Below are 21,120 nucleotides of genomic sequence, written 5' to 3' on the forward strand. Positions count from 1 at the left end.
TAGATGCAGCCAAGGAGAACACGTTATGAACATTGGGATTTATATTTACGATGATGCCGAAGTACTGGATTTTTCAGGCCCATTTGAAGTGTTTAGCACGGCAAAGCGCTTAGCAGATAATAACTGGCAGGTATTTTTTGTAGCAGAACATGCAGCGCCAGTAATTGCCCGCGCAGGGTTTAGTGTAAACCCCCATTACAGTTTTGCCGATCATCCGGTTATTGACTTGCTTATTGTGGTTGGTGGTGTTCATACTGTTGAGCTAAGTAAGTCTCAAGTAATTAGCTGGGTAAAAAAAGCGGCTGATTCTGCAAATCACGTTGCTTCGGTGTGTACAGGGGCTTTTTTATTGGCCAAAGCGGGTTTACTCGATGGCTTAACGGTGACTACGCACTGGGAAGATCAAGCCGATCTTGCTGCTATGTTCCCAAGCCTAAACGTAGTTGCAAATAAGCGTTGGGTGTCACAAGGTAAATTTATTACCTCTGGAGGTATTTCTGCGGGAGTTGATATGAGCTTGGCATTAGTTGCGCAGTTAATAAGCCCATCACACGCTGAGCATACAGCAAAGCAAATGGAATACCGATGGCATAAAAATGGTTAACTGCCTGGAAACTGTTGCTGAATAAAATTATGTATGTAATCACGTAAACAAACCGCTTTTTTACTAAGTAAACGACCGCTTGGCCAAATCGCAAAGATTTCGCGATTATGGCTTTGCCAGTTTGGTAACACCCTTACAAACTCTCCGGTTGCCAACTCGTTTATAATTTCAAATCTAGGTAATAAGCCTACTCCTTGATGATCAGCCACTTGGTATTTAACAAAGCCAGTATCGTTATAAATACTGCTAAATCGACACATGTGTGTATAGCTTGCGCGTGAAGTAATGTGAGTGAGTGGCCATTTATTTCTTAGTGTCGTGCCAATTAAGCGGTGTTGTTTAAGGTCGCTTGGTTCTGTGAGCACTGGTGCATTGGTTAAATAAATTGGGGTAGCCACCAAAATCGAATCTGCTTGTCCGAGTTTTTTTGTTGCAAAAGTGAATCCGCTTGTGGGCCGATTCTTAATGCTAAGTCGGCTTGGCTTTTAATTATGTCTTCAAGTTGATTGCTTAAAATAAGTTCCAATTGGATATCAGGATACTCTTTAGTAAACGACAACCACATTGGCTTTAAAAAGCCATGGCAAATATTAAGCGGCGCAAGCACTTTAAGTTTGCCGCTTAGTTGCTCTTTTTGTTGATTGAGGTGATGGCTGGTTTGTTCAAACTGCTCAACTAAACTTGCGTAGCTTTGGTAATAAACCTCTCCCTGCTGGGTTAGTGTAAATTGGCGTGCAGAGCGGTGCAGCAGCTTTTGCCCCAGTCGAGACTCTAGGCGTTGTAATCGCCTTGTAACGGTTGCTGCAGGGAGCGATAAATACTCGCCAGCTTGAGACAGGCCCCCTTGTTGAACTATGTGCACAAACAACACTATATCGTCTAACATGATTCCACTTTTGCAATTTAAGTTTGATTAAAGCTTTGTATTTAACGTTTTTGTAAGTGTATATCATAGTGCTTAAGTTTTCAGCAAAGGGTGACATTATGTTTTCAACAATTGATTGGTTGGCGGTCATAATTATTGGTATAGGTGCTACGGCATTACTTGATGTATGGGCGCTACTACTTAGTAAGTTTGGTATTAACTCTTTAAACTTTTGTATAGTGGGACGCTGGCTATGCTTAATGCGCTACGGCAAGTGGAAACACCTTGCTATTAGTAAAACCGCTGCACAACCTAATGAATGCGCAATTGGTTGGTTTAGCCATTACTTCATAGGGGTTATTTTTGCATTGATATTCATACTATTGTTGCCAAATCATTGGTTAACAGCGCCAAGCTTAATGCCTGCTCTACTTTTTGGCGTGCTAACGGTTGTTATACCTTTTTTTGTGATGCAACCAGCTCTTGGGCTAGGTATTGCTGCGGCTAAAACATCAAAGCCAATCACAGCTAGAATTAAAAGCACTTTATCGCACGCAGTATTTGGTGTGGGTTTATACCTAAGCGCATTAACGCTGTCACTCTTTTGAGAGGTTATTATGCAAGCAGAATATTGGTTAAAGCGCTGGCAAAATAATGATGTTGGCTTTCATGGCGATAATGTAAACCCGAGTTTAGATCGTTATTTTACTAACTTAAATTTACCGCTAGATAGCCGTGTGTTTGTACCTTTGTGTGGCAAAACAGTTGATATACACTACTTGCTCAATAAGGGCATGCAAGTTGTGGGTGTAGAACTTAGTGAGCTTGCTGTTCAACAACTGTTTGATGAATTAGCACTTACGCCAAAAATAACGACACATGGTCTACTTACTGCGTATCAGGCTCTGGGGATCTGTATTTGGGTCGGTGATGTGTTTGCTTTAACGGTTGAGCATTTAGGTCATGTCGATGTAATATATGATCGCGGTGCCTTAGTCGCACTCCCCTACACTATTCGCAGTCAATATGCTCAACACTTGATTAGCCTAAGTGATGCTGCACCGCAATTATTGATCACCTGTATTTACGACCAATCGCAACGTAGTGGCACGCCATACAGTGTGCCTGCGGCAGAGGTACAGAGTATTTATGCAAAGCAGTACAGCTTAAAAATGCTCAGCTGCGAAAAATTAAGCCAAGGTATTAAAGGTGTTACCCCTGCCAGTATTGTGGTTTGGTTGATGACTGCTAGAGCTTCTTAGAATTTGCACTTTAGCTGTGCATTTTTGTGGCTAGTTAATTGTGATTTGAGCATGCATTATAATAACCACATCGAACAATTAAGGGTTAAGTATGCCGCAACCAGCAAATGTTTTCTTTTTATCTCATGGCGGCGGTCCATTACCGCTGCTAGGAGAGCCAAGCCATAGAGATATGGTGGAATGTTTACAAACCGTTGCCGCTAAAACCCCAAAGCCCTCTGCTACTTTAATGGTCAGCGCGCATTGGGAAGCTCAACCAATTACTATAACGGCGCACTCTTCACCGCCGCTTATTTACGATTACTACGGTTTTCCTGAGCAGGCGTATCAATTAACTTACCCTTGTGTTGGCGAGCCACAGCTTGCCAATTTAGTACAGCAAGCGCTCACAACTCACAACATTAACTCAAAACTCGATTCACAGCGTGGTTTTGATCACGGTATGTTTGTGCCGTTAAAAATTATGTACCCAGAGGCCGATATTCCCTGTGTGCAAATATCCTTGCATCCAAGCCTCGACCCGCTAATGCATATTCAAATTGGTAAAGCGCTGCAAAGTATTGATTACGATAACTTATTAATTATAGGCTCAGGCTTTACCTTTCATAATATGCGCGCTTTTGGTGTTACTCAATCAAGCGATGTTAACCAGAAAAATCAGGCATTTGAAAATTGGCTGGTAAGCACAATCGCAGATCAAACATTAACCGAGCAGCAGCGTGAACAGCAATTATTAGCATGGCAGCAAGCTCCAGCTGCACGCTTTAATCACCCCAGAGAAGAGCACTTGTTACCGCTACATGTATGCTATGGCGCTGCTATGTGTTCAAGTACTGAGGTATTTGAATTAAATATTGCCAATAAGCGAGCCAGTATGTATTTGTGGCGATAACACAACTGCTATTAGGTTTGGGTTTAAATCGTTCTTAGCTGCGATAAAGGTGCTGATATTTAGCGTGTTATTTTGTTACAGTAAATGTAATAAGCGTCTTAATCTAGAAAGCGCTCTAACCGAAGACTAGGAACAATAATAATGAATCTGATCAAAACATCGGGCTTGGCACTGGCCATTGTTGCGGGCTTAGGCTTGCAAGCATGTTCAAGTACCAGCATAACAACCAACAATAATGCAGCGATGAGTACCGTGAATAATCCATTAAGCCTAGCGCAAATTTATAAAGATAAAGAATTTAAAACCCAGCGTAGCACTTACTTTAAATGGCTAGACGATGGCACTGGCTACACCGTACTTGAAGAGCGCGAAAGCGAAAAAGAAAAAGCAGACGATAACAACGCCGATGATGAGAAAGAGCACGGCGTAAAAGGCAACGACATTGTATTTTACAATGCTGACGGCACAGGCCGTAAGGTATTGGTTGAGTTTGAAAAGCTATTGCCAGAGGGCGCAGACGAGCCATTTGCAATCGAAAGCTATCAGTGGTCAAAAGACGGTAAATGGCTGATGGTATTTACCAACAGCGAGCAAGTTTGGCGTTCGCGTAGCCGCGGGGATTTTTGGTTACTTAACCTTGAAACCAACCAATTACAGCAATTAGGTGGCTTGGATGTTGAGCCTACTAAGTTAATGTTTGCTAAGTTCTCGCCAGATAGCTCAAAAGTGGCTTACGTACGCGACAACAATATTTATATGCAAACGGTTGGTAGTAACGATGTAACCGCGCTCACAACCGATGGTAACGCCACCATAGTTAACGGTAATTTTGATTGGGTATACGAAGAAGAGTTTACTATTGCCGATGGTTTTCGTTGGAGCCCCGACAACAAATCAATCGCCTATTGGCAGCTTGATACCAGTGACGTTAAGTTTTTCACTATGATCAACAACACCGACGAACTGTACCCTACCCTTAAAGAATTCCCTTATCCTAAGGCCGGTGAAACCAACTCTGCCGTGCGTGTTGGTGTGGTAAGCCTTGCTGATAAACAAACCCGTTGGGCTGAGCTTGAAGGCGATAATCGCGACCGTTATATTCCCCGTATTAGCTGGGCTGGCACCGGTAATGAATTAATGATCCAAGATTTAAACCGTCCACAAAGCCATAACAAAGTGTGGTTGTTTGATTGGCAAAAGCAGCAACTGACCAAAATATTAGAAGACAAAGACGATGCGTTTATCGAATGGTTTTATAAAGCCAACTGGTCAAAAGACGGTGAGTTTTTTATTTGGCATAGCGAACGCGACGGTTGGCGTCATCTTTATCGTGTATCGCGCGATGGCAAAACTATTATCGACCTAACCCCAGGCGATTACGACATTATTGATATGCTTACCATCAATGAAGACAAAAACGTAATGTATTTTATTGCCTCGCCAAACGATCCTGGTCAGCGTTATTTATACAGCACACCGCTTGATGGCAGCAGCAAACCGGTACGGGTAACACCTGCTGAGTTTGAAGGTTCAAACAGCTATTACATGTCAAAAGATGCCTCGTGGGCAATGCATACTTACTCAAAATTTGGTATGCCACCGACTAAAGAGATCATTAAAGTGAGCGATCACAGTAATGTAAAGACCTTAGTTGAAAACAACGAGCTTAAACAAAAACTGGCTGAGCAAAACTTACCAAAGCATGAGTTTTTTAAAGTAAACGCGCAAGATGGTACCGAGCTTGACGGCTACATTATGTTCCCTGAGAACATGGATAAACGTAAAAAATACCCAATTGTGTTTTACGTATACGGCGAACCATGGGGCTCAACCGTGCAAGACCGCTGGGAAGGCAACAGTTACTTATACAAATCGTTGTTAACGCAAAAAGGGTTTATTGTGGCATCGGTTGATAACCGTGGCACACGTGCACCAAAAGGCCGCGATTGGCGCAAATCGATTTATAAAAAAATTGGCTCAATTACCGTGCAAGACCAAGTAGACGCGCTAGATGCCATGGCTAAACGCTGGGATGTAATAGACACCGAGCGCGTTGGCGTATGGGGACACTCAGGAGGCGGTAGTTCAACCCTTAACTTATTATTCCGCCATGGTGATAAATTTAAAGTGGGTATTGCCTCAGCACCCGTGCCAGACATTCGTTTGTACGACACCATTTACCAAGAACGTTATGCGGGCAACCCAAATACCGATCCTGAGAGTTACGATAACACCTCGCCGATTACCTTTGCTAAAAACCTAACCGGTAAGCTATTGCTTATTCACGGCACAGGCGATGATAACGTGCATTATCAAGGCTCAGAACGCTTAATTGATGAGCTTGTAAAGCATAACAAGCAGTTTGAGTTTTTCTCATACCCTAACCGCTCACACAGCTTACGCGAAGGCAAAGGCACCACTTTGCATTACCATACTATGATGGCTGACTTTTTTGAAAAGCACTTACTAAACAAGTAATCGCTTTAAAAAAATAAAATACTAAAAGCCGCACACTAATTAATAGTGTGCGGCTTTTTTAATCAAAATGTAATGGGGGTTTACAAAGCGTAAGTTGGATAGAGTGCAACGAAACCCAACAATAATAAAAAATGACTTATACACTCAATGTCATCTAAAATAGCGAAGGCTCACCATGTTATTAGCCATTTTTCAATTTCGATAACATCATCACGATCAAACACCATTAAACTTGAATGAGAGCGAGCATTAAAAGTTATTTTTTTTACTAACTCATTTTGTATAGATGAAAAGTAAGCCGGGGGGATAGAGAGTCAACATCTGAGTTAATTAACAATACAGGCTTTTTAGTCTCAGACAATTTAGGCAATAAATTTGTTTCTTGAATGGTTACTCCTGCCTCAAACATTGCTTGGTTAACAATATTATCAATCTCGCTATGAAAAAAATGACTAAGCAAAGGCGATTTATAAGGTAAGTACTCCTTAGCTGCAACCTCAAAACTCATCATTGGGGCAAGTAAAATAGCAGCGTCAACATATTCTGATGATAATAAGTTGCTTGCAGTAAGTGCTCCCATAGAATGGCCGACTACAACAGTCTGGTTATTTGTTTGATTTAAAAATGGTTCAGCAAGCAGTTCATTTAAAATGCCGTGCTCTTTTGTTGCAAATACAAATGCTTCAGTTGATTCACCATGGCCAAAAAGATCTGGAATAATAACGTTCATACCAAGCGCTCTAAAATAGATAGCTGAAGCCATCATTGCTTCTTTACTGCCCCCATAACCATGAAGTAATAAAGCAGTGCCTTCAAAACGATTAAATGTATCTGGTGTCATTCTGTGTGAAATTGTATTTTCTACATTATTACCAGTTGCATGAAGGTTGTAATAAACAGAACTCTCTTGCGAAAATTCGGCTGCTTGATAAGGTTCAGCAGTCAGATATGTAATGCATTGAGTGGTGCTAAAAGAGCAAAATTTTTGTTTTTTAAAGCCAATGTCGCTAGGTTTTGCTTTTATAAACTGTGCTTCAGAAAGATAGATACCGGGGTTTGACATGACGTAACTTCCAATTGAAGTACAGCCAGACAAAGAAAATATATAAAGTGTAATTGCTAATAGTTTGGTGAAATTTTCCATTTTCGCTTCATTAGTTAAACTTGAACATCAACACTTTAATTAAGCAGATAACGTCCTATGAGATGGAGGAGGTTTTAGCCGTTAGTTAGGCATTTTTTATTATTTCAAAGTACCTTAACAGTATCTTCTATCCACCTCAATTTTCTCAAGTAAATAAATCTGTTTGGCATTAGGTAGACACTTGCTTATTAATAAAAACCCAAATTTAGTGCTTAGTTACGACTTTGAGTTACTTTTTTATCTAAGTTTTATGGATTTAGGGGCTGAAATTTCACTCTCTTTTTAATCAAAATAGTACGAGGGTTTAAAAAGCAAAGGTTAGGTAGAGTGTAACGAAACCCAACAAGGGAAAGGCGGCTTCGCTCAATAGCAATGCGCTAAAGGCTCAATGGTAATAATTGAATTGTTTAAAACTAAACATAGCTTGGAATTAGAGAGGCATTAAAAAAGTAGCATCCTTGCTACTACAAGTGCGATATTAAGAGCTTGGTTGCGAAGGTTGATACTTATTAACGAGAATGTGTTGTAAATTTTTAAGTGCCCGCTTTATCGCTTGCAGCATACTTCTTCCCTTTGTATTTACATTAATACTGGGTAGCCCAGGCAAAAGAATATTAATTTTACATTGCTGCAAAGTGCCGTGGCGCTCACTTGAAAGATCATTTATTTGAATCTCAACTTTACGAATATTTAAAGCATGTTTTGCCAATTGGCTTTTTATCAACTTCAAAAGCGACATCTTTTCACTTGCGTTAATTATCTTGTTTTTAACTGTAAGTTTTAGCTTCATGCAATTACACCTTTTAATAGTAACTATGTTGCAGGCATGACTGTAATCTACTAACTTAGTGGCAAAGGAAAAAGCTGATTATTTCTTACTTTAAAACAGGTATTTTCGAATGATTACCAACATCAACTACAATCATTTATATTATTTTTGGCAGGTAAGTAAGCACGGCAGTATTGCTGCGGCGAGTAAAATACTTAATTTAACGCCGCAAACGGTCAGCTCGCAAATTACTAACTTAGAGCAACGATTAGGAAAACCACTGTTTGTTCGCCAAGGCCGAGGCCTACAGTTAACGGAATTTGGCCATGTAACCCAGCAATACACCAATGATATGTTTGCTATTGCTCACGAATGGCTAGAAACCACGCAAGGTGATACCACGCACTATTCACGAACGTTAAAGGTGGGTATTTCAGATGTGTTGCCTAAATCATTGGTGTCGAAGTGGCTAGCGCCTTTAATTAATAACGACCGTATTACAAACTTACACTGTATTGACGGCCAACAAAATGAGCTGCTGGCACAAATGGCGATTCATAAGCTCGACTTAGTGTTAGCCGATAAACCACTCGATACTACCTTGCCATTTAAGGCGTTTTGCCATGAAATAGGCAAAAGCCAAATCGCTCTTTTTGGTAACAAAACATGGCATTCTCAATTACATAAGCAGTTTCCGCAGTCTTTAAACAATAAACCTTTAGTACTCCCCGCAAAAGAAAGCCCCGTCGCACGTGCTATTTATTATTGGCTACAAGAGCAAGACATTGAAATGACAATAGCAGGCCATGTTGACGACAGCGCATTAATGAAGTCGCTCGGTGAGCAAGGGTTTGGCATATTCCCTGCGCCTATTTTGGTAAGAGCCGAAGTAGAGCGCCATTACGACGTTAATTACATTGGTACAATAGATAATGTTTATCAGCATTATTATGCGTTTACACCCGACAGGCTCATTAAAGACAGTATTTATGACGAATTTATAAAGCACGCGCAAATGTCGTAGATTTTAGTTAATCGCCTTAAGATTGACGGGGTACGGGCGTCGGGTTACGGGGGCTAAAAGCTATTATTTAACCTCTACGCGGCATAAACCCGCTGCTACTAGTAGCTAATACGGTAGCAGCGGCTTTATGCCGCGTCTTTTTAAGGCTCATATAAATGCTCTTATCGAGTAAACATATTGATTGCCATTACAATTAATAAGCCGGCAAATATTTTCTTTATGGTTGAAACTGGCAAATAATGGGTGGCTTTAGCGCCGAGTGGTGCGGTAAACCATGAGGTGCATACAATACCCAATAAAGCGGGCAAATACACAAAGCCTGCAAATCCTTGTTTTAGGCTAAATAACTGGCTGCCTGAGCTGATATAACCCATTGAACCAAACAGGGCTATCACAATGCCTGAGGCCGAGGCGCAGCCTATGGCTTTTTTCATATCAACAGAAAAAAACGTCAGTAACGGCACTAATACTGCCCCGCCGCCAATACCTATCATGGCAGACAAGCCACCGGTTATGGTCGTATAAACACTCAGCAGCCCTTTGTTTGGTAACGGGCGTGCTATTGCTGAATCATTCTTACCAGAAAAAATCATTTTAAGTGCAATTAGCACCACGCTTACAGCAAACACCAAACGCACTACATGCTCAGGTAACAGCGCAGCCATAAAGCCACTAATAAGCGCACCAAAGGCAACGCCTGCCATCACCCAAGGTGCAATATCCCAGGGTACATTACCATTTTTATGATGCGCAATAGCCGACGAGGTCGAGGTAAATAAAATAGAGGCCAGCGAGGTCGCAATGGCAACCACCACTACTTGTTCAGGTGGCAAAGCATTAAAGTGCAGTAATATCATGCTGAGTATGGGCACAATCACCAGCCCACCCCCTATTCCTAATAAGCCTGCTAAAAAACCAACACCGCTACCTAATATGGCGCAGTATATAATTAACACTATTAAATCACTCATTCCTTTTGTCTCTTCTTATGTTGTGGAAAGTTCTGCGACGGCGAACTGCTTAATAAAGTGCTTAAGCTCACCTAAGTTTATTCGAGTATATCAACAACCGTTTATGCAAATGGCACTTTAAGTGCCTATAAGCATTGAATAATACTCACGTTTTGTATGAATAAATTACAATACCCGTAAAAACATCTAGAAATCTAGACTTCTAAAGCGGGTTTTGTCTGAGTGGGAGCGTCTACTAGCCTAATTTATTCATTCAACTTAGTAAGAGAGTGAATATGGCTCATGTTTTACCTGAAATAATACCGTTTTTCTTCATGCTACATACCGCGTATAAATTTATTAACTCTGCACAGCACCATTACAGTTATCCCGTTAGTTTGGTTTTAACAGCAAGTAATGTGTCATTGATAAAAGCAGTAACAACTCAAATTGAAAGGATACGGCTATGAGCACTGATCTTACATTTACGATTAAAAGCACTAACTTGGATGAAAACTACCATCCGTCAAATAACACACGTATTACGACCAACTTCGCTAATTTAGCAAGGGGTGAAAGCCGCCAACAAAACCTGCGTAATACCCTAAAAATGATCAACAACCGCTTTAATGCATTGGCCAGTTGGGATAACCCACAAGGGGATCGTTACGAGGTTGAGCTCAAGATCATTTCGGTCGATTTAGACATTGCAGGCAGTGGCCAGGCATTTCCGTCAATTGAGGTATTAAAAACCAATATTATTGACCACCAAACCAACGAGCGAATTGAAGGCATGGTGGGTAATAACTTTTCATCGTATGTGCGCGACTACGACTTTAGCGTGTTATTGCTTGAGCATAACAAAAGCAAACCGCAATTTAGCATTCCCGATAACTTTGGTGACTTACACGGCAAGTTGTTTAAATGCTTTGTAAACTCAAATACCTATAAACAGCACTTTAAAAAGCCACCGGTTATTTGTTTAAGCGTGTCTGATAACAAAACCTATCAGCAAACCGAAAACTTACACCCTATTTTAGGCGTAGAGTATCAGCCTAATGAGTCGTCGTTAACAGAGCAATATTTTAAAAAAATGGGCTTACAAGTGCGCTACTTTATGCCACCAAATAGCGTTGCACCGTTAGCGTTTTACTTTTTTGGTGACCTACTTAACGACTACAGCAACCTTGAGCTAATTAGCACCATTAGCACCATGGAAACGTTTCAAAAAATTTATCGTCCAGAAATTTATAACGCTAATGCCGCCGCTGGTAGCCGTTATAAACCTAATCTAAAAAATGACGACCATTCGTTAACGCAAATTGTGTATGACCGCGCAGAGCGAGGTCAATTAGCGGTTGAGCAAGGCAAATTTACCGAGCAGCACTTTATTAAGCCTTATCAGTCAGTACTGCAGCAGTTCTCAGCAAGTATCGCTTAATCACACAACAAAATTAAAGGCAGCATTTATTATGAACAAACTATTACCTACATCATCAGCAGGCAGCTTGCCAAAACCGTCATGGCTTGCTGAGCCCGAAACCTTATGGTCACCGTGGAAATTAAAAGGTAGCGAGCTGGTTGATGGCAAACACGACGCCCTGCGTATTTCCCTGCACGAGCAACAAACCGCAGGCGTAGATATAGTCAGCGATGGCGAACAAACCCGCCAGCACTTTGTAACCACTTTTATTGAGCACTTAAATGGCGTTGATTTTGAAAACCGTAAAACAGTTAAAATTCGCGACCGTTACGACGCCAGCGTACCCACAGTGGTTGGCCCTGTGTCTCGCACTAAATCGGTATTTGTTGAAGACGCCAAGTTTTTACGCCAGCAAACCAGCCAACCAATTAAATGGGCACTGCCAGGGCCAATGACCATGATCGACACCCTGTATGACGATCACTATAAAAGCCGTGAAAAACTAGCATGGGAATTTGCTAAAATACTCAACCAAGAAGCCAAAGAGCTAGAAGCCGCAGGGGTTGATATAATTCAATTTGACGAACCCGCTTTTAACGTATTTTTTGACGAGGTAAACGACTGGGGCATAGCCTGCCTAGAGCGAGCAATAGAGGGGCTAAAATGCGAAACCGCCGTGCATATTTGCTATGGCTACGGCATTAAAGCCAACACCGATTGGAAGAAAACCCTCGGTACCGAGTGGCGACAATACGAAGAAGTATTCCCTAAGCTGCAAAAATCGAATATTGATATTATTTCGCTCGAATGCCAAAACTCACATGTACCCATAGAGCTACTCGAACTGGTGCGCGGTAAAAAAATAATGGTGGGCGCAATCGATGTAGCCACCAATACCATAGAAACCCCTGAAGAGGTGGCCAAAACCCTACGCGAAGCACTTAAATATGTAGATGCCGACAAACTCTACCCCTGCACCAACTGCGGCATGGCTCCCCTGCCGCGCGACATCGCAAACGGCAAACTCAACGCTCTTAGCAAAGGCGCAGAGCTAGTACGTAACGAGCTATTAGCAGCGAATGTCGCTTAATTTTTAGTTACAGCTGCTGAAAAAAGCCACACCTTAAAAAATGTTGAAGTGTGGCTTTTTTAATCAAAATGTAACGGGGGTTTACACAACGAGGTTAAAGGCAAAAGGTGTTAGGAGTTAGGTCTTAAGTTAGTTGAGTGTTAGTTTGGGAGATAACGAAATCCAAAATTATTAATTAAATTTAACCGAGGCGCTATGTATTATTTATTGAGTGGAAAGTGTCAATTGCATAAGCTGGCACCATGGCTATTTGCTGTAAACTAAACTTTGGAGGTAACCCACTTATTGCAGTCTATAATATTGTTCTTACCAAACTGCTTTATATTAATAGGTGCAAATTCAGTAGAGATATTTTTAATAACATCATCTAAATTATCATTACTACAAATAGCTAACTTACCTGTGTCCATAGCTTTTGCAAACAATGAAATGGAGTCCCAGTATGCATAATGCGAATTAGAAATTATTATAATATTGGGAGTGAAGCCATAAACAGCGACACCTTGATTCGCCCTCTTCTTAAATTTATTTATGTCCGCGTCAGATAATTTATATTCACTATCTAATACAATCTTATAAAGATATGGACTTGCTGAGTGCTTAATCTGATGCATATATTTCTTATCTTATGGCGCTCAGTTGGGGAGAAGTACGCAATGACTAAGCATCTGGATGGCACTTCAACAGCGAAATCATCGTATACCAAAAATGCCACGCGTGCTGAATCCCTCTTAAACTGTTTTTCATAACAACGATTCCTCCAGAGTGCAGTTTTCACAATGACCTTCTATCAAATAACCACTGCAAGAATCACAAGGTTCCATGTCAACAAATCCACCTTCCTGACAGTAGTAGCATTTACGCCACAAACAAACTCCGGCTTGGTTAGTTTCGTCGTAAACCAATGAAGGTGCTCCACACTCTGGGCAAATATGGTATTCCGTGGATAATATCTTTATGTCTGAGAGCTCATAATCACAAGATATACAGTATGTATAAATTGGGTAAGATTCACCTTCATAAATTATAAAGTGATGATGTTTCTCGCAGGACGGGCACATTCCGATATAAAAATCCTCTCCGATTTTTACGTTTAAAAACGAATTTTCAAACTTAAAGACCCTTTCATTGATTGTGTCTAGAGTTATCCCATTTTGCTCTACATTATAAGAGCCTGCTTGTACTATTTCAAACGCTGGCTTTATCACTTTTAAATAAAGCTCAATCAGATTTTTTGTTAGGTCTTCAGGTGAAACTTCAATTGCAAAATGTTGGATTTTATTTCGTTCGATTGCAGACCTATCCAAGACTTTAATATTGTTCTTTAAAAAAACTACAGGGTAGTGCTTTCGTAGTTCTTGACCAATACCACGAATATCTATTGACTTACATTTATACAGTTCATCCATTGTGGGATTAAGTGGACTTGCACAATGCTTGAAAAGTGAGTTCTTATCAAAGATTGTAATTGGATCGATTAATACTAAAACTTCTTTGAGTATTAACTCCGCTCCCTGAAACAAACACAATAACGCATGTTTATATGCACTGTTACACTTATCATTTTCTGCTTTAGTTAGAAACTGCAAACCCTGCTCTATGGAATCTAATGAGTTTTCTATCAATGTGAATTTAATCATAATTCCTACTAGTAGTTATAACACCTCAATAACCAGCGCAGCTTTGCTGCTTCCGGCGCCAGAGGCGCAAATTGGCTATGGTTTACAAAGTATATGAGCTTGGACTCCAAAATCTTTGCATGAACTTATAAACGTATTTATAAGCCAGATTAACTGCACATAATGTGGCTTACATTTTTGACCCAAAGCTAATTTGTTTAATTCTCTTGTTAATTTAGCCTTACTTAGAAAAGGGGTTGCAAGTACAATTTTTTTTATAGAGTTAGGGTTTTGATTTATAGCGTCGAGAGCTACTTCTAAATCTTGCCAATTCTGAGCACCTGTAACCCTACTAATATTGGTGCTTTCAAAATTCTTGTGCCACTCATTATCATATTTATTCTTAAACAGTTGCTTTTCTGCTTGAGTTCGGCCAATGTTTTTTAGTGCTTGAGCTACTACGTCATGAAAAGCACTAGCACCATATGTATCTTTCTTAGTAAATTTAGAGTGGATAAAAGAGATTGATGGAATAGCGCTATTACTATCTATAGCAATATGATCAGACCATTCGTCATTCATATCATCACAGATAACAATATTATGGGATACACAATATTGATCTTCTACTTTCCTAAATAGAGAGTTAGCAGGAAACCTAGTTAAATTGGCTGCATGCGGTTTTTCTTTCTCACTACGGATGCCATTAAAGTTATAACTATCATCAAAAATATTGAGTATTGACTGAATGTTATTTACTAAGTGTTTATCTTCAAAGCATGACTTTGAATAATATGAATAATTTGGTGAGTCGAATACAGCAGAAAATGGCTTTTCTTTATTTATATACCTACCTATAGAATAGCTATCAGAACCATTCTCAGTCACTGAAATACTATCAAGAAGTTTATTTCTAATTGTAATTAAGTTTTTTGAATATGATACTTTGCCCGCTAAAGTGGAGCCTTTCACCTTCATTAAATTACCATCAACTAAAATAGGAGATTTTAATTGATTAAAAAGCCTATTAATTTCCCCGCTATTCAATTGAATACCATCAGCTTTACTTAAAACAGCTACACCATTTAAAACCTTAGTTTCTATTTCAGTCAAATCTATGAGAATAGCCACGACTTGATGACCTAAATCTATAATATCCTTCAAACAGATAGGGGAGGCAAAATTACTAAGAAACTCACTTTGATTAGTGTTTTTTTATTTCCTCTTTAATTTCAATAACCCAGTCGATTAGACCACCAAATGCTGATTTTTTATCCCTATGACTAACTCTAGAAGTACTTGGTGTTAGAGTGTATGAGTCTTCTCCGACTTTCATTCTAAAGTTGCTTGGGATTGATCTGCTAGACGAATTAGATGAGATAATACCATTCAAGCTTTTAGCTTCTAATGAACGGGATCTAATGACAGCATTTGATATACTCATGTTTTTCATGGTAACTCTTTCATACTCTGGTTTTTTATCACCGTGAAAATGACAGAATTTTTCATAATCAAACTCGTCTATAAAAGAAGAAAAGTATTTATCAGGTGAATCAACATATTTTTTCAAAATAGCTAAAGCATCATCACATTCTATTAATAACAGATAAGCGTATTTTTGTTCTTTAACCAAAGTACCGGCTAAAAACGAAGGCTCTGCTTCTATTTTATATGAAACAATAGAGTATATGACTTGATTACCCGAGGCCGTTGTATAGTTTATTTTAGGCTCGTTAAAAAGGTAATTTCCTACACGCTCTTTAGAGATCTCTTTAAATGTATCTTCAATAGATTTTTTGGTGAGTGCTTTATTTAGTTCATAAAACTGAACATTCTTACTTAGACTTAAGTCACTAATCATTTTTCTAAAATCCTTTTATGTTCCGTTTAAAGTGCTTGTTAAGGCTCACCTCGTTGAAAATTCAAATCAACTGAAAGCTTAATTTTTTTCATTGTATTGTTTACATATGACTTATACCCCCAACCAACGTCAGGAGAAAATTGAGGGAAAACTTTGAATAAATTCGCAAGTTGGCTTTCTGTACAATACTTAACTTTGTCCTTATTAGAATAAGGTAAAATGAACAAGAAGTTATAGTAACCAACTTTGAGTTCAGCCATTACATGGGGCGTCTCCAAATTATCCTTTATCCTTGTTATGACAGTGATTCTAGGCTCTCTGACATAAAATTCAGCTTTGATCATCGAGCCTACAAGCGGTAGGTCAGTACCTGAATTATTTTCATCATTTAACCAATCTAATGTTAATTGTAGTGATGTTAATTCTTTAGTATCTATTACAGACAATGCCATTTTACATAGAGCTTTATAAAAGTAGTTTTCACTGTAATACTCGTTTGACTTCAACTTTATTGATTCACTGCCATCTTCGTTTTGAATGATATTCTCTGAATAGACTTGAGAAATTCCACCACGATGAAATGCATAGCCATTTTTATATTTAACTAGAGGAAAACCTTCTTTAGACTTAACACCATCAATTACTCTAAAAAAGTTAAAAAACTCAACTAACGACTTTTCATAGGTAGTTCCAAAAAACTCATTACATGAATCACACTCCTCAGCACAAATGATGTTTTTATTACCAAGGCTCTCAGGAATTGCATGAGCAATTTTTTTAAATTTTGCTCCATTGGCAAATGTTTTACCACAAAATCTACACTTGCGATCCTGCCTTCTAGGCGGCCCAATCAGATTCCTTATATCAGTTCTAGGACTAAAAAATCGATAGTCATTAATTTGTTTTTTAAATCCACTAAGAGCATCATCACTAAGATTGTCAAGTTCAGGTATTGAAAGCGAGTTGCTTGACAATACTGCTTCAAAAATTCTCAATTCTTCTACTGTAGAGCTTGCCTCTTTACTCAATAAAACAAACCCCTCTCCACACTTCATTTTAGATATCGCACTATTCAGCTGGTTGATTTGTGGTATTATTTTTCGATATATCTTTGTATATAACCTAACTTCTTCTTTCATTTTCATTGTTACGTAATGAATCTCACTATCGTAAACAAACCGATTATCTTTAATTTCAAAAAAATCGAATGAAGCTCATATAAGGCTTGTAAACTCTGGTCATTATTAGCTTCAATATGAAGCTTAAATCCACCATTTAATGTGTGGAAATAGTACTCCCATTTATTATTCATAACTTATTCTCTCAGAGTACATTTGAGCCTTAACACTTTAGTATTTATGCGACACGCAGTTTGTGTTGCATAATCGCTTGTTGGACTGAGGCGCTACCTGCTCGGTGTGTCAGAGTTGGTGTTGTTTATGCTATGGACTTTTATATAAAAGAAAGGCTTTTTATCATCTAAGCTAAATCAGCTAATTTAATAAGCTGACCAATTATAATTTAAGCTTTCCCTGCGTCACTCAGTGTTCATTATTTATCCATTAAACCTAATGTTTAACCGTTAAGCAAGGATATTTTTTGCTCGCACAGCCGCTATTAGCCTGAGCAGTTAAGCAGGTTAACTCATTGATTTGATGCAGCAACCAAGGCAGCTAACTTTTTCGAATTATTTCATTCGTTGCAAAATACAAATAAACTAGACATCCACCCTAATTTTTTAATCAGACTCAGCCTAGATTCTAATTGGAACACATAAGGGTTAAATCTTGACTACAGACATCAAATTTATTGACTGACCCGTTATCCTTATTTTGCCTATTAGGCAAAGTCTAAAGCAACAAGGTAAACCAGTAACCCCCTACTTTTAGCTATTACTTAGTTAAACTTCTAAATAGCACTTATAAATTCAACAACCCTTTTATCCATTCTAAAACAATACGAATGTTTTGGATTTGAAGGCGCTGCTGATTTATTACTTGATCAAAAGCCACCACACCATGCGGTATTTTTAATCAAATCGTAACGGGGGGTTTACAGCATTCAACTGAATGCTAAGCTGTTTGTTTAGCAAAAAATTACTATTGCTATAGCCTTGTATAAAAGCACTGTGATTAAGGATTATTTTTTGGTTTTTTAAGTTATATTCAATGGGGTCGCTATATTGTTTTGAAGTGCTATTCTGATATATCAATTTGTAATTAATGCCGTTTTAATTAAGGATACTAGTCGTTGTTTTTTATTAAACCCAAGTTTATTTACAGCTCTTGTTCTATTTACAAACCTAAAATATCGTTTTCATTATTTTTTGTGCTGCTGTGTTTGCCATTTTTTGCAAATGCTCAATTTGTCATTGGCATAGTAGGAAAAACTAAAAACGATAGCTTTTATATTCAGGCGTACAAAGGGTGTACCGAGTTTGCAAAGTCACAGCCTGACGTTACCTGTAAATATGATGGGCCTGATGATTATCAAGATATTCGAACCCAAGCTTTAATTATTAATGACATGATGAAAAGTGGGATTGATGGTTTATTAGTTTCAATATCAGATTCTGATTATTTGGTAGAGAGAGCCCTTAAAGATTTATTTGAAAGAAACATTCCTGTTATTACTTTTGACTCAGACTTATTAGCAAAAGATCACCAGTACAGGCTCGCTTACGTTGGCACTGATAATTTTGACTTTGGTGTTGCGTTAGGCAATCAATTAAAGAATTTAGTAAGTGAAGAAAATAAGCGTATTTGTATTCAATCTGGTCATCCTACTTCACCAAACTTAAATAAAAGAATTGCAGGTGTTAGGTTTGCGCTTTCTGGGCAAAGTAGTCAGCGCTTGTCGGGTGAAAATGGCTGGAGCGAGTATAACCGCTGCCCTCTTTATAGTTTAGGAAAAAGGGGGCCTCGTTAGAGCAAGTAAAAAGCCTTACTAAGATGGACAAGCCTCCTGCGTTTGTTGCTGTTGCCGGTTTTGCGCAATTTAATACTGAGTACATAAACTTGATGACATCCTACAAACATAAACTTGATTCAAAAGAACTTGTTATTGTTTCAGCAGATACCGAAAAAATACAATTAGACGCGCTTAGCAAAGGGCTATCTTCATCAAATGTTGGTCAAAATCCATATGAAATGGGGCGACTCAGTGCGCAGTTAATGTATGACGTAATTAAGCATAATATAAAGCCTGCTGAAGCGTTTTATTTTTTAGACTTTCATTACTGCCAACAAAGCAACGCTCAAACATGTACTGTAAATTATTAATATTTAACCCCAAGGTGGTGAAATATTCACTTTAAACCCCCTATTTGCTGTGCGGTATTTTTAACCAAACCGTAACGGGGGTTTACAGTAACTGCTTAAAACGTCGGCACTTTTACTGTACTTTATTAACTGATAAGGTGATTAATATTGAGTAGTAAAACCGCGTTTTAGCAACGATTTAAACAGGAGTCATTAATGGCAACTACACTGGCGTTTGATGTATACGGTACGCTTATAAACACTCATGGCGTGGTGTCGTTACTTGAAAATATGGTTGGCGATAGCGCGCACGCATTTTCAACTACTTGGCGCGAAAAACAGCTTGAATACTCGTTTAGACGTGGCTTAATGCAAAACTACGTGCCGTTTTCGGTGTGTACTAAGCAGGCACTTAATTATGCGTGTTTACTGCACAAGGTAACTTTAAGCGATGAGCAAAAAGCACAGTTGTTAGCACGCTACAAAACCCTACCCGCATTTGATGATGTTAAAGCTGGGCTTGAGAGCTTAAAAGCACAAAACTATCGGTTGTTTGCGTTTTCTAATGGTGCGGCCAGTGCGGTAAATACCTTGCTCGAAACGGCAGGTATAAGTGATTATTTTGAAGGCGTAGTGAGCGCCGATGACATTAAAACCTTTAAGCCCAACCCCGGTGTTTATAGTCATTTTTTACGTGAGGCACATTCAACCGGCGCTAATACGTGGTTGATATCGAGTAACCCGTTTGATGTTATTGGGGCGTTATCGCACGGTATGCGTGCTGCGTGGATACAGCGCTCAAGTGAGGCTATTTTTGATCCTTGGGAACTAACGCCTACAATAACGGCGTGCGATTTACATGATTTAAAAACCAAGCTGGCAAGTAATAACCAATGATTTAGTGGGCAGGGATTAAATTACAGCAATGAAAGGCTAGGTTTGTGCTTATAAACCTAGCCGTTTCAGGGTCTGTTGATCTTTGCGGATTAAAATTTGTTCAAACTAGAGGCGGTTTAATCGCGGCGCGAGGTTTGTAACCTAGTGGGCTAAGTCAAAACTGAGCAACAAAGAGTAAATCGCCCCTAGGCAGAACCCAAAGGGCAGCGCCTGTTTGGCATTGATGCTGCGTTATCGCCTATTTATGGGGAATAACCACACCACATAGGCTCTGCCTTGCCTAAATACCAAACAGACTGCTGCAAATTTAACCTTGAAAGATCAACAGACCCTAGTCTTTAATTGCAATGGCAATTTCTATTTCGTTACTGTTTTTATAATACTCAAAATCACTGGTGTAAGTACGTTCATAGCGGCAATCGTCTGAGCTAAAGTATTGCCAAATTTCGCCCCATAAATCGATTACTGCATCGGGCATTTCACCCTCACCTTTAAATACCAAATAACGCCCCGCTTGGGTGGTTACTTTTTTAGCTTCAGGGAGTTTAATTGATAAATTATCGCAGCAGGCAATTACGTCAAAATCGCCAGTGAGATCGCTTTCGTAATTAGTATACACACCATACACTTTAGTGTTTTCGGTGAGGCTGTTGGCAAATTTCTCACCAAATTTTTGCCAAAGTTCAGCTATATTTGCAGTGCCAGTGTTCATTTCATTGGCGTTGCAGGTTCTTACTTTTAAGCCGATTAAGGTCTGACTAGCTAGTTGCTTTACTTCCATCATGACGTCCTTTAGCGTTAATACAAACACCAACGTAACAGAAAAACCGCCAATACTTTAAATTTTGTATTAAATATTTCATAAACCGTGATTATTTAGCTCAATTGCGTATTTATTGCTCATATTTAAAGAGGTGGTAATGGCTAAACGTGGCTTTGCTACCGCTAAAATAATTTACTTAACTTTCTCTTTTTTAAGTTT

At 39.1% G+C, this 21,120-nt stretch carries 20 protein-coding genes and 1 pseudogene; 11 read left to right on the forward strand and 10 right to left on the reverse strand.

The window, feature by feature from the left end; translation table 11 throughout:
- Positions 1-25: 25 nt before the first annotated feature.
- Positions 26-604 (forward strand): DJ-1/PfpI family protein, encoded by a 579-nt coding sequence (locus AB8618_RS17365; protein WP_409425990.1) that lies wholly within the window; start codon positions 26-28, stop codon positions 602-604.
- On the opposite strand, the pseudogene AB8618_RS17370 reads toward AB8618_RS17365, so the two are convergent.
- A pseudogene (locus AB8618_RS17370) lies at positions 601-1,490 on the reverse strand (LysR family transcriptional regulator). The gene AB8618_RS17365 and the pseudogene AB8618_RS17370 overlap by 4 nt on opposite strands.
- Positions 1,491-1,588: 98 nt before the next feature.
- Here AB8618_RS17370 and AB8618_RS17375 point away from each other — a divergent pair.
- The 4 genes from AB8618_RS17375 to AB8618_RS17390 all read left to right on the forward strand — a co-directional run bounded on the left by AB8618_RS17375 (position 1,589) and on the right by AB8618_RS17390 (position 6,101).
- Positions 1,589-2,077 carry a DUF2938 domain-containing protein gene (locus tag AB8618_RS17375; protein WP_409425991.1) on the forward strand — a complete coding sequence of 163 codons (489 nt, stop codon included), beginning with the start codon at positions 1,589-1,591 and terminating at the stop codon, positions 2,075-2,077.
- 9 nt (positions 2,078-2,086) lie between these two features.
- Entirely contained in the window at positions 2,087-2,731 is a 645-nt protein-coding gene (tmpT, locus tag AB8618_RS17380; protein ID WP_409425992.1) for a thiopurine S-methyltransferase, read from the forward strand.
- Between the two features lie 91 nt (positions 2,732-2,822).
- A complete protein-coding gene (locus AB8618_RS17385) occupies positions 2,823-3,623 on the forward strand; it encodes a DODA-type extradiol aromatic ring-opening family dioxygenase (protein WP_409425993.1) in 801 nt (266 codons plus the stop codon).
- A 141-nt stretch (positions 3,624-3,764) separates the two neighbouring features.
- Positions 3,765-6,101 (forward strand): S9 family peptidase, encoded by a 2,337-nt coding sequence (locus AB8618_RS17390; protein ID WP_409425994.1) that lies wholly within the window; start codon positions 3,765-3,767, stop codon positions 6,099-6,101.
- A gap of 268 nt (positions 6,102-6,369) precedes the next feature.
- Here the strand turns inward: AB8618_RS17390 and AB8618_RS17395 are convergent, their stop codons facing one another.
- Positions 6,370-7,245, reverse strand: coding sequence for an alpha/beta hydrolase (locus AB8618_RS17395; protein ID WP_418157364.1), 876 nt, complete (start codon positions 7,243-7,245; stop codon positions 6,370-6,372).
- A 478-nt stretch (positions 7,246-7,723) separates the two neighbouring features.
- Positions 7,724-8,035: a hypothetical protein gene (locus AB8618_RS17400; protein ID WP_198522557.1), complete on the reverse strand. Its 312-nt coding sequence runs from the start codon at positions 8,033-8,035 to the stop codon at positions 7,724-7,726.
- Positions 8,036-8,144: 109 nt separating this feature from the next.
- Here AB8618_RS17400 and nhaR point away from each other — a divergent pair, with 109 nt between their 5' ends.
- Entirely contained in the window at positions 8,145-9,038 is an 894-nt protein-coding gene (gene nhaR, locus AB8618_RS17405; protein WP_409425996.1) for a transcriptional activator NhaR, read from the forward strand.
- Positions 9,039-9,199: 161 nt separating this feature from the next.
- Here the strand turns inward: nhaR and AB8618_RS17410 are convergent, their stop codons facing one another.
- Positions 9,200-10,009: a sulfite exporter TauE/SafE family protein gene (locus AB8618_RS17410; RefSeq protein ID WP_409425997.1), complete on the reverse strand. Its 810-nt coding sequence runs from the start codon at positions 10,007-10,009 to the stop codon at positions 9,200-9,202.
- Positions 10,010-10,454: 445 nt separating this feature from the next.
- Here AB8618_RS17410 and AB8618_RS17415 point away from each other — a divergent pair, with 445 nt between their 5' ends.
- Both AB8618_RS17415 and AB8618_RS17420 read left to right on the forward strand, forming a co-directional pair.
- Positions 10,455-11,429, forward strand: coding sequence for a DUF1852 domain-containing protein (locus AB8618_RS17415; RefSeq protein WP_413403346.1), 975 nt, complete (start codon positions 10,455-10,457; stop codon positions 11,427-11,429).
- Positions 11,430-11,460: 31 nt separating this feature from the next.
- Positions 11,461-12,501 (forward strand): methionine synthase, encoded by a 1,041-nt coding sequence (locus AB8618_RS17420; protein WP_413403348.1) that lies wholly within the window; start codon positions 11,461-11,463, stop codon positions 12,499-12,501.
- 260 nt (positions 12,502-12,761) lie between these two features.
- Here AB8618_RS17420 and AB8618_RS17425 read toward each other — a convergent pair whose 3' ends face one another.
- The 5 genes from AB8618_RS17425 to AB8618_RS17445 form a co-directional block, all read right to left on the reverse strand.
- On the reverse strand, positions 12,762-13,115 hold the full coding sequence (locus tag AB8618_RS17425) for a hypothetical protein (protein ID WP_409426000.1): 354 nt from the start codon (positions 13,113-13,115) through the stop codon (positions 12,762-12,764).
- A 129-nt stretch (positions 13,116-13,244) separates the two neighbouring features.
- A complete protein-coding gene (locus AB8618_RS17430) occupies positions 13,245-14,141 on the reverse strand; it encodes a hypothetical protein (protein ID WP_409426001.1) in 897 nt (298 codons plus the stop codon).
- Between the two features lie 75 nt (positions 14,142-14,216).
- Positions 14,217-15,251, reverse strand: a complete 1,035-nt coding sequence (locus AB8618_RS17435) for a hypothetical protein (RefSeq protein ID WP_409426002.1) — start codon at positions 15,249-15,251, stop codon at positions 14,217-14,219.
- A gap of 73 nt (positions 15,252-15,324) precedes the next feature.
- Positions 15,325-15,981, reverse strand: coding sequence for a hypothetical protein (locus AB8618_RS17440; RefSeq protein WP_409426003.1), 657 nt, complete (start codon positions 15,979-15,981; stop codon positions 15,325-15,327).
- 38 nt (positions 15,982-16,019) lie between these two features.
- Entirely contained in the window at positions 16,020-17,120 is a 1,101-nt protein-coding gene (locus tag AB8618_RS17445; protein ID WP_409426004.1) for an HNH endonuclease, read from the reverse strand.
- Between the two features lie 1,111 nt (positions 17,121-18,231).
- On the opposite strand from AB8618_RS17445, the gene AB8618_RS17450 reads away from it, so the two are divergent.
- The 3 genes from AB8618_RS17450 (at position 18,232) to AB8618_RS17460 (ending at position 20,138) form a co-directional block, all read left to right on the forward strand.
- The gene (locus tag AB8618_RS17450; protein ID WP_409426005.1) at positions 18,232-18,909 is read left to right on the forward strand and encodes a substrate-binding domain-containing protein; all 678 of its coding nucleotides are present in this window, start codon (positions 18,232-18,234) and stop codon (positions 18,907-18,909) included.
- 23 nt (positions 18,910-18,932) lie between these two features.
- Positions 18,933-19,262 (forward strand): hypothetical protein, encoded by a 330-nt coding sequence (locus AB8618_RS17455; protein ID WP_409426006.1) that lies wholly within the window; start codon positions 18,933-18,935, stop codon positions 19,260-19,262.
- 195 nt (positions 19,263-19,457) lie between these two features.
- A complete protein-coding gene (locus tag AB8618_RS17460; RefSeq protein WP_413403356.1) occupies positions 19,458-20,138 on the forward strand; it encodes a haloacid dehalogenase type II in 681 nt (226 codons plus the stop codon).
- Between the two features lie 331 nt (positions 20,139-20,469).
- Here AB8618_RS17460 and AB8618_RS17465 read toward each other — a convergent pair whose 3' ends face one another.
- Positions 20,470-20,919 carry a GyrI-like domain-containing protein gene (locus tag AB8618_RS17465; protein WP_409426128.1) on the reverse strand — a complete coding sequence of 150 codons (450 nt, stop codon included), beginning with the start codon at positions 20,917-20,919 and terminating at the stop codon, positions 20,470-20,472.
- Positions 20,920-21,120 lie beyond the last annotated feature (201 nt).

Source organism: Pseudoalteromonas sp. RW-H-Ap-1, assembly GCF_048318575.1.
Taxonomy (GTDB): domain Bacteria; phylum Pseudomonadota; class Gammaproteobacteria; order Enterobacterales; family Alteromonadaceae; genus Pseudoalteromonas.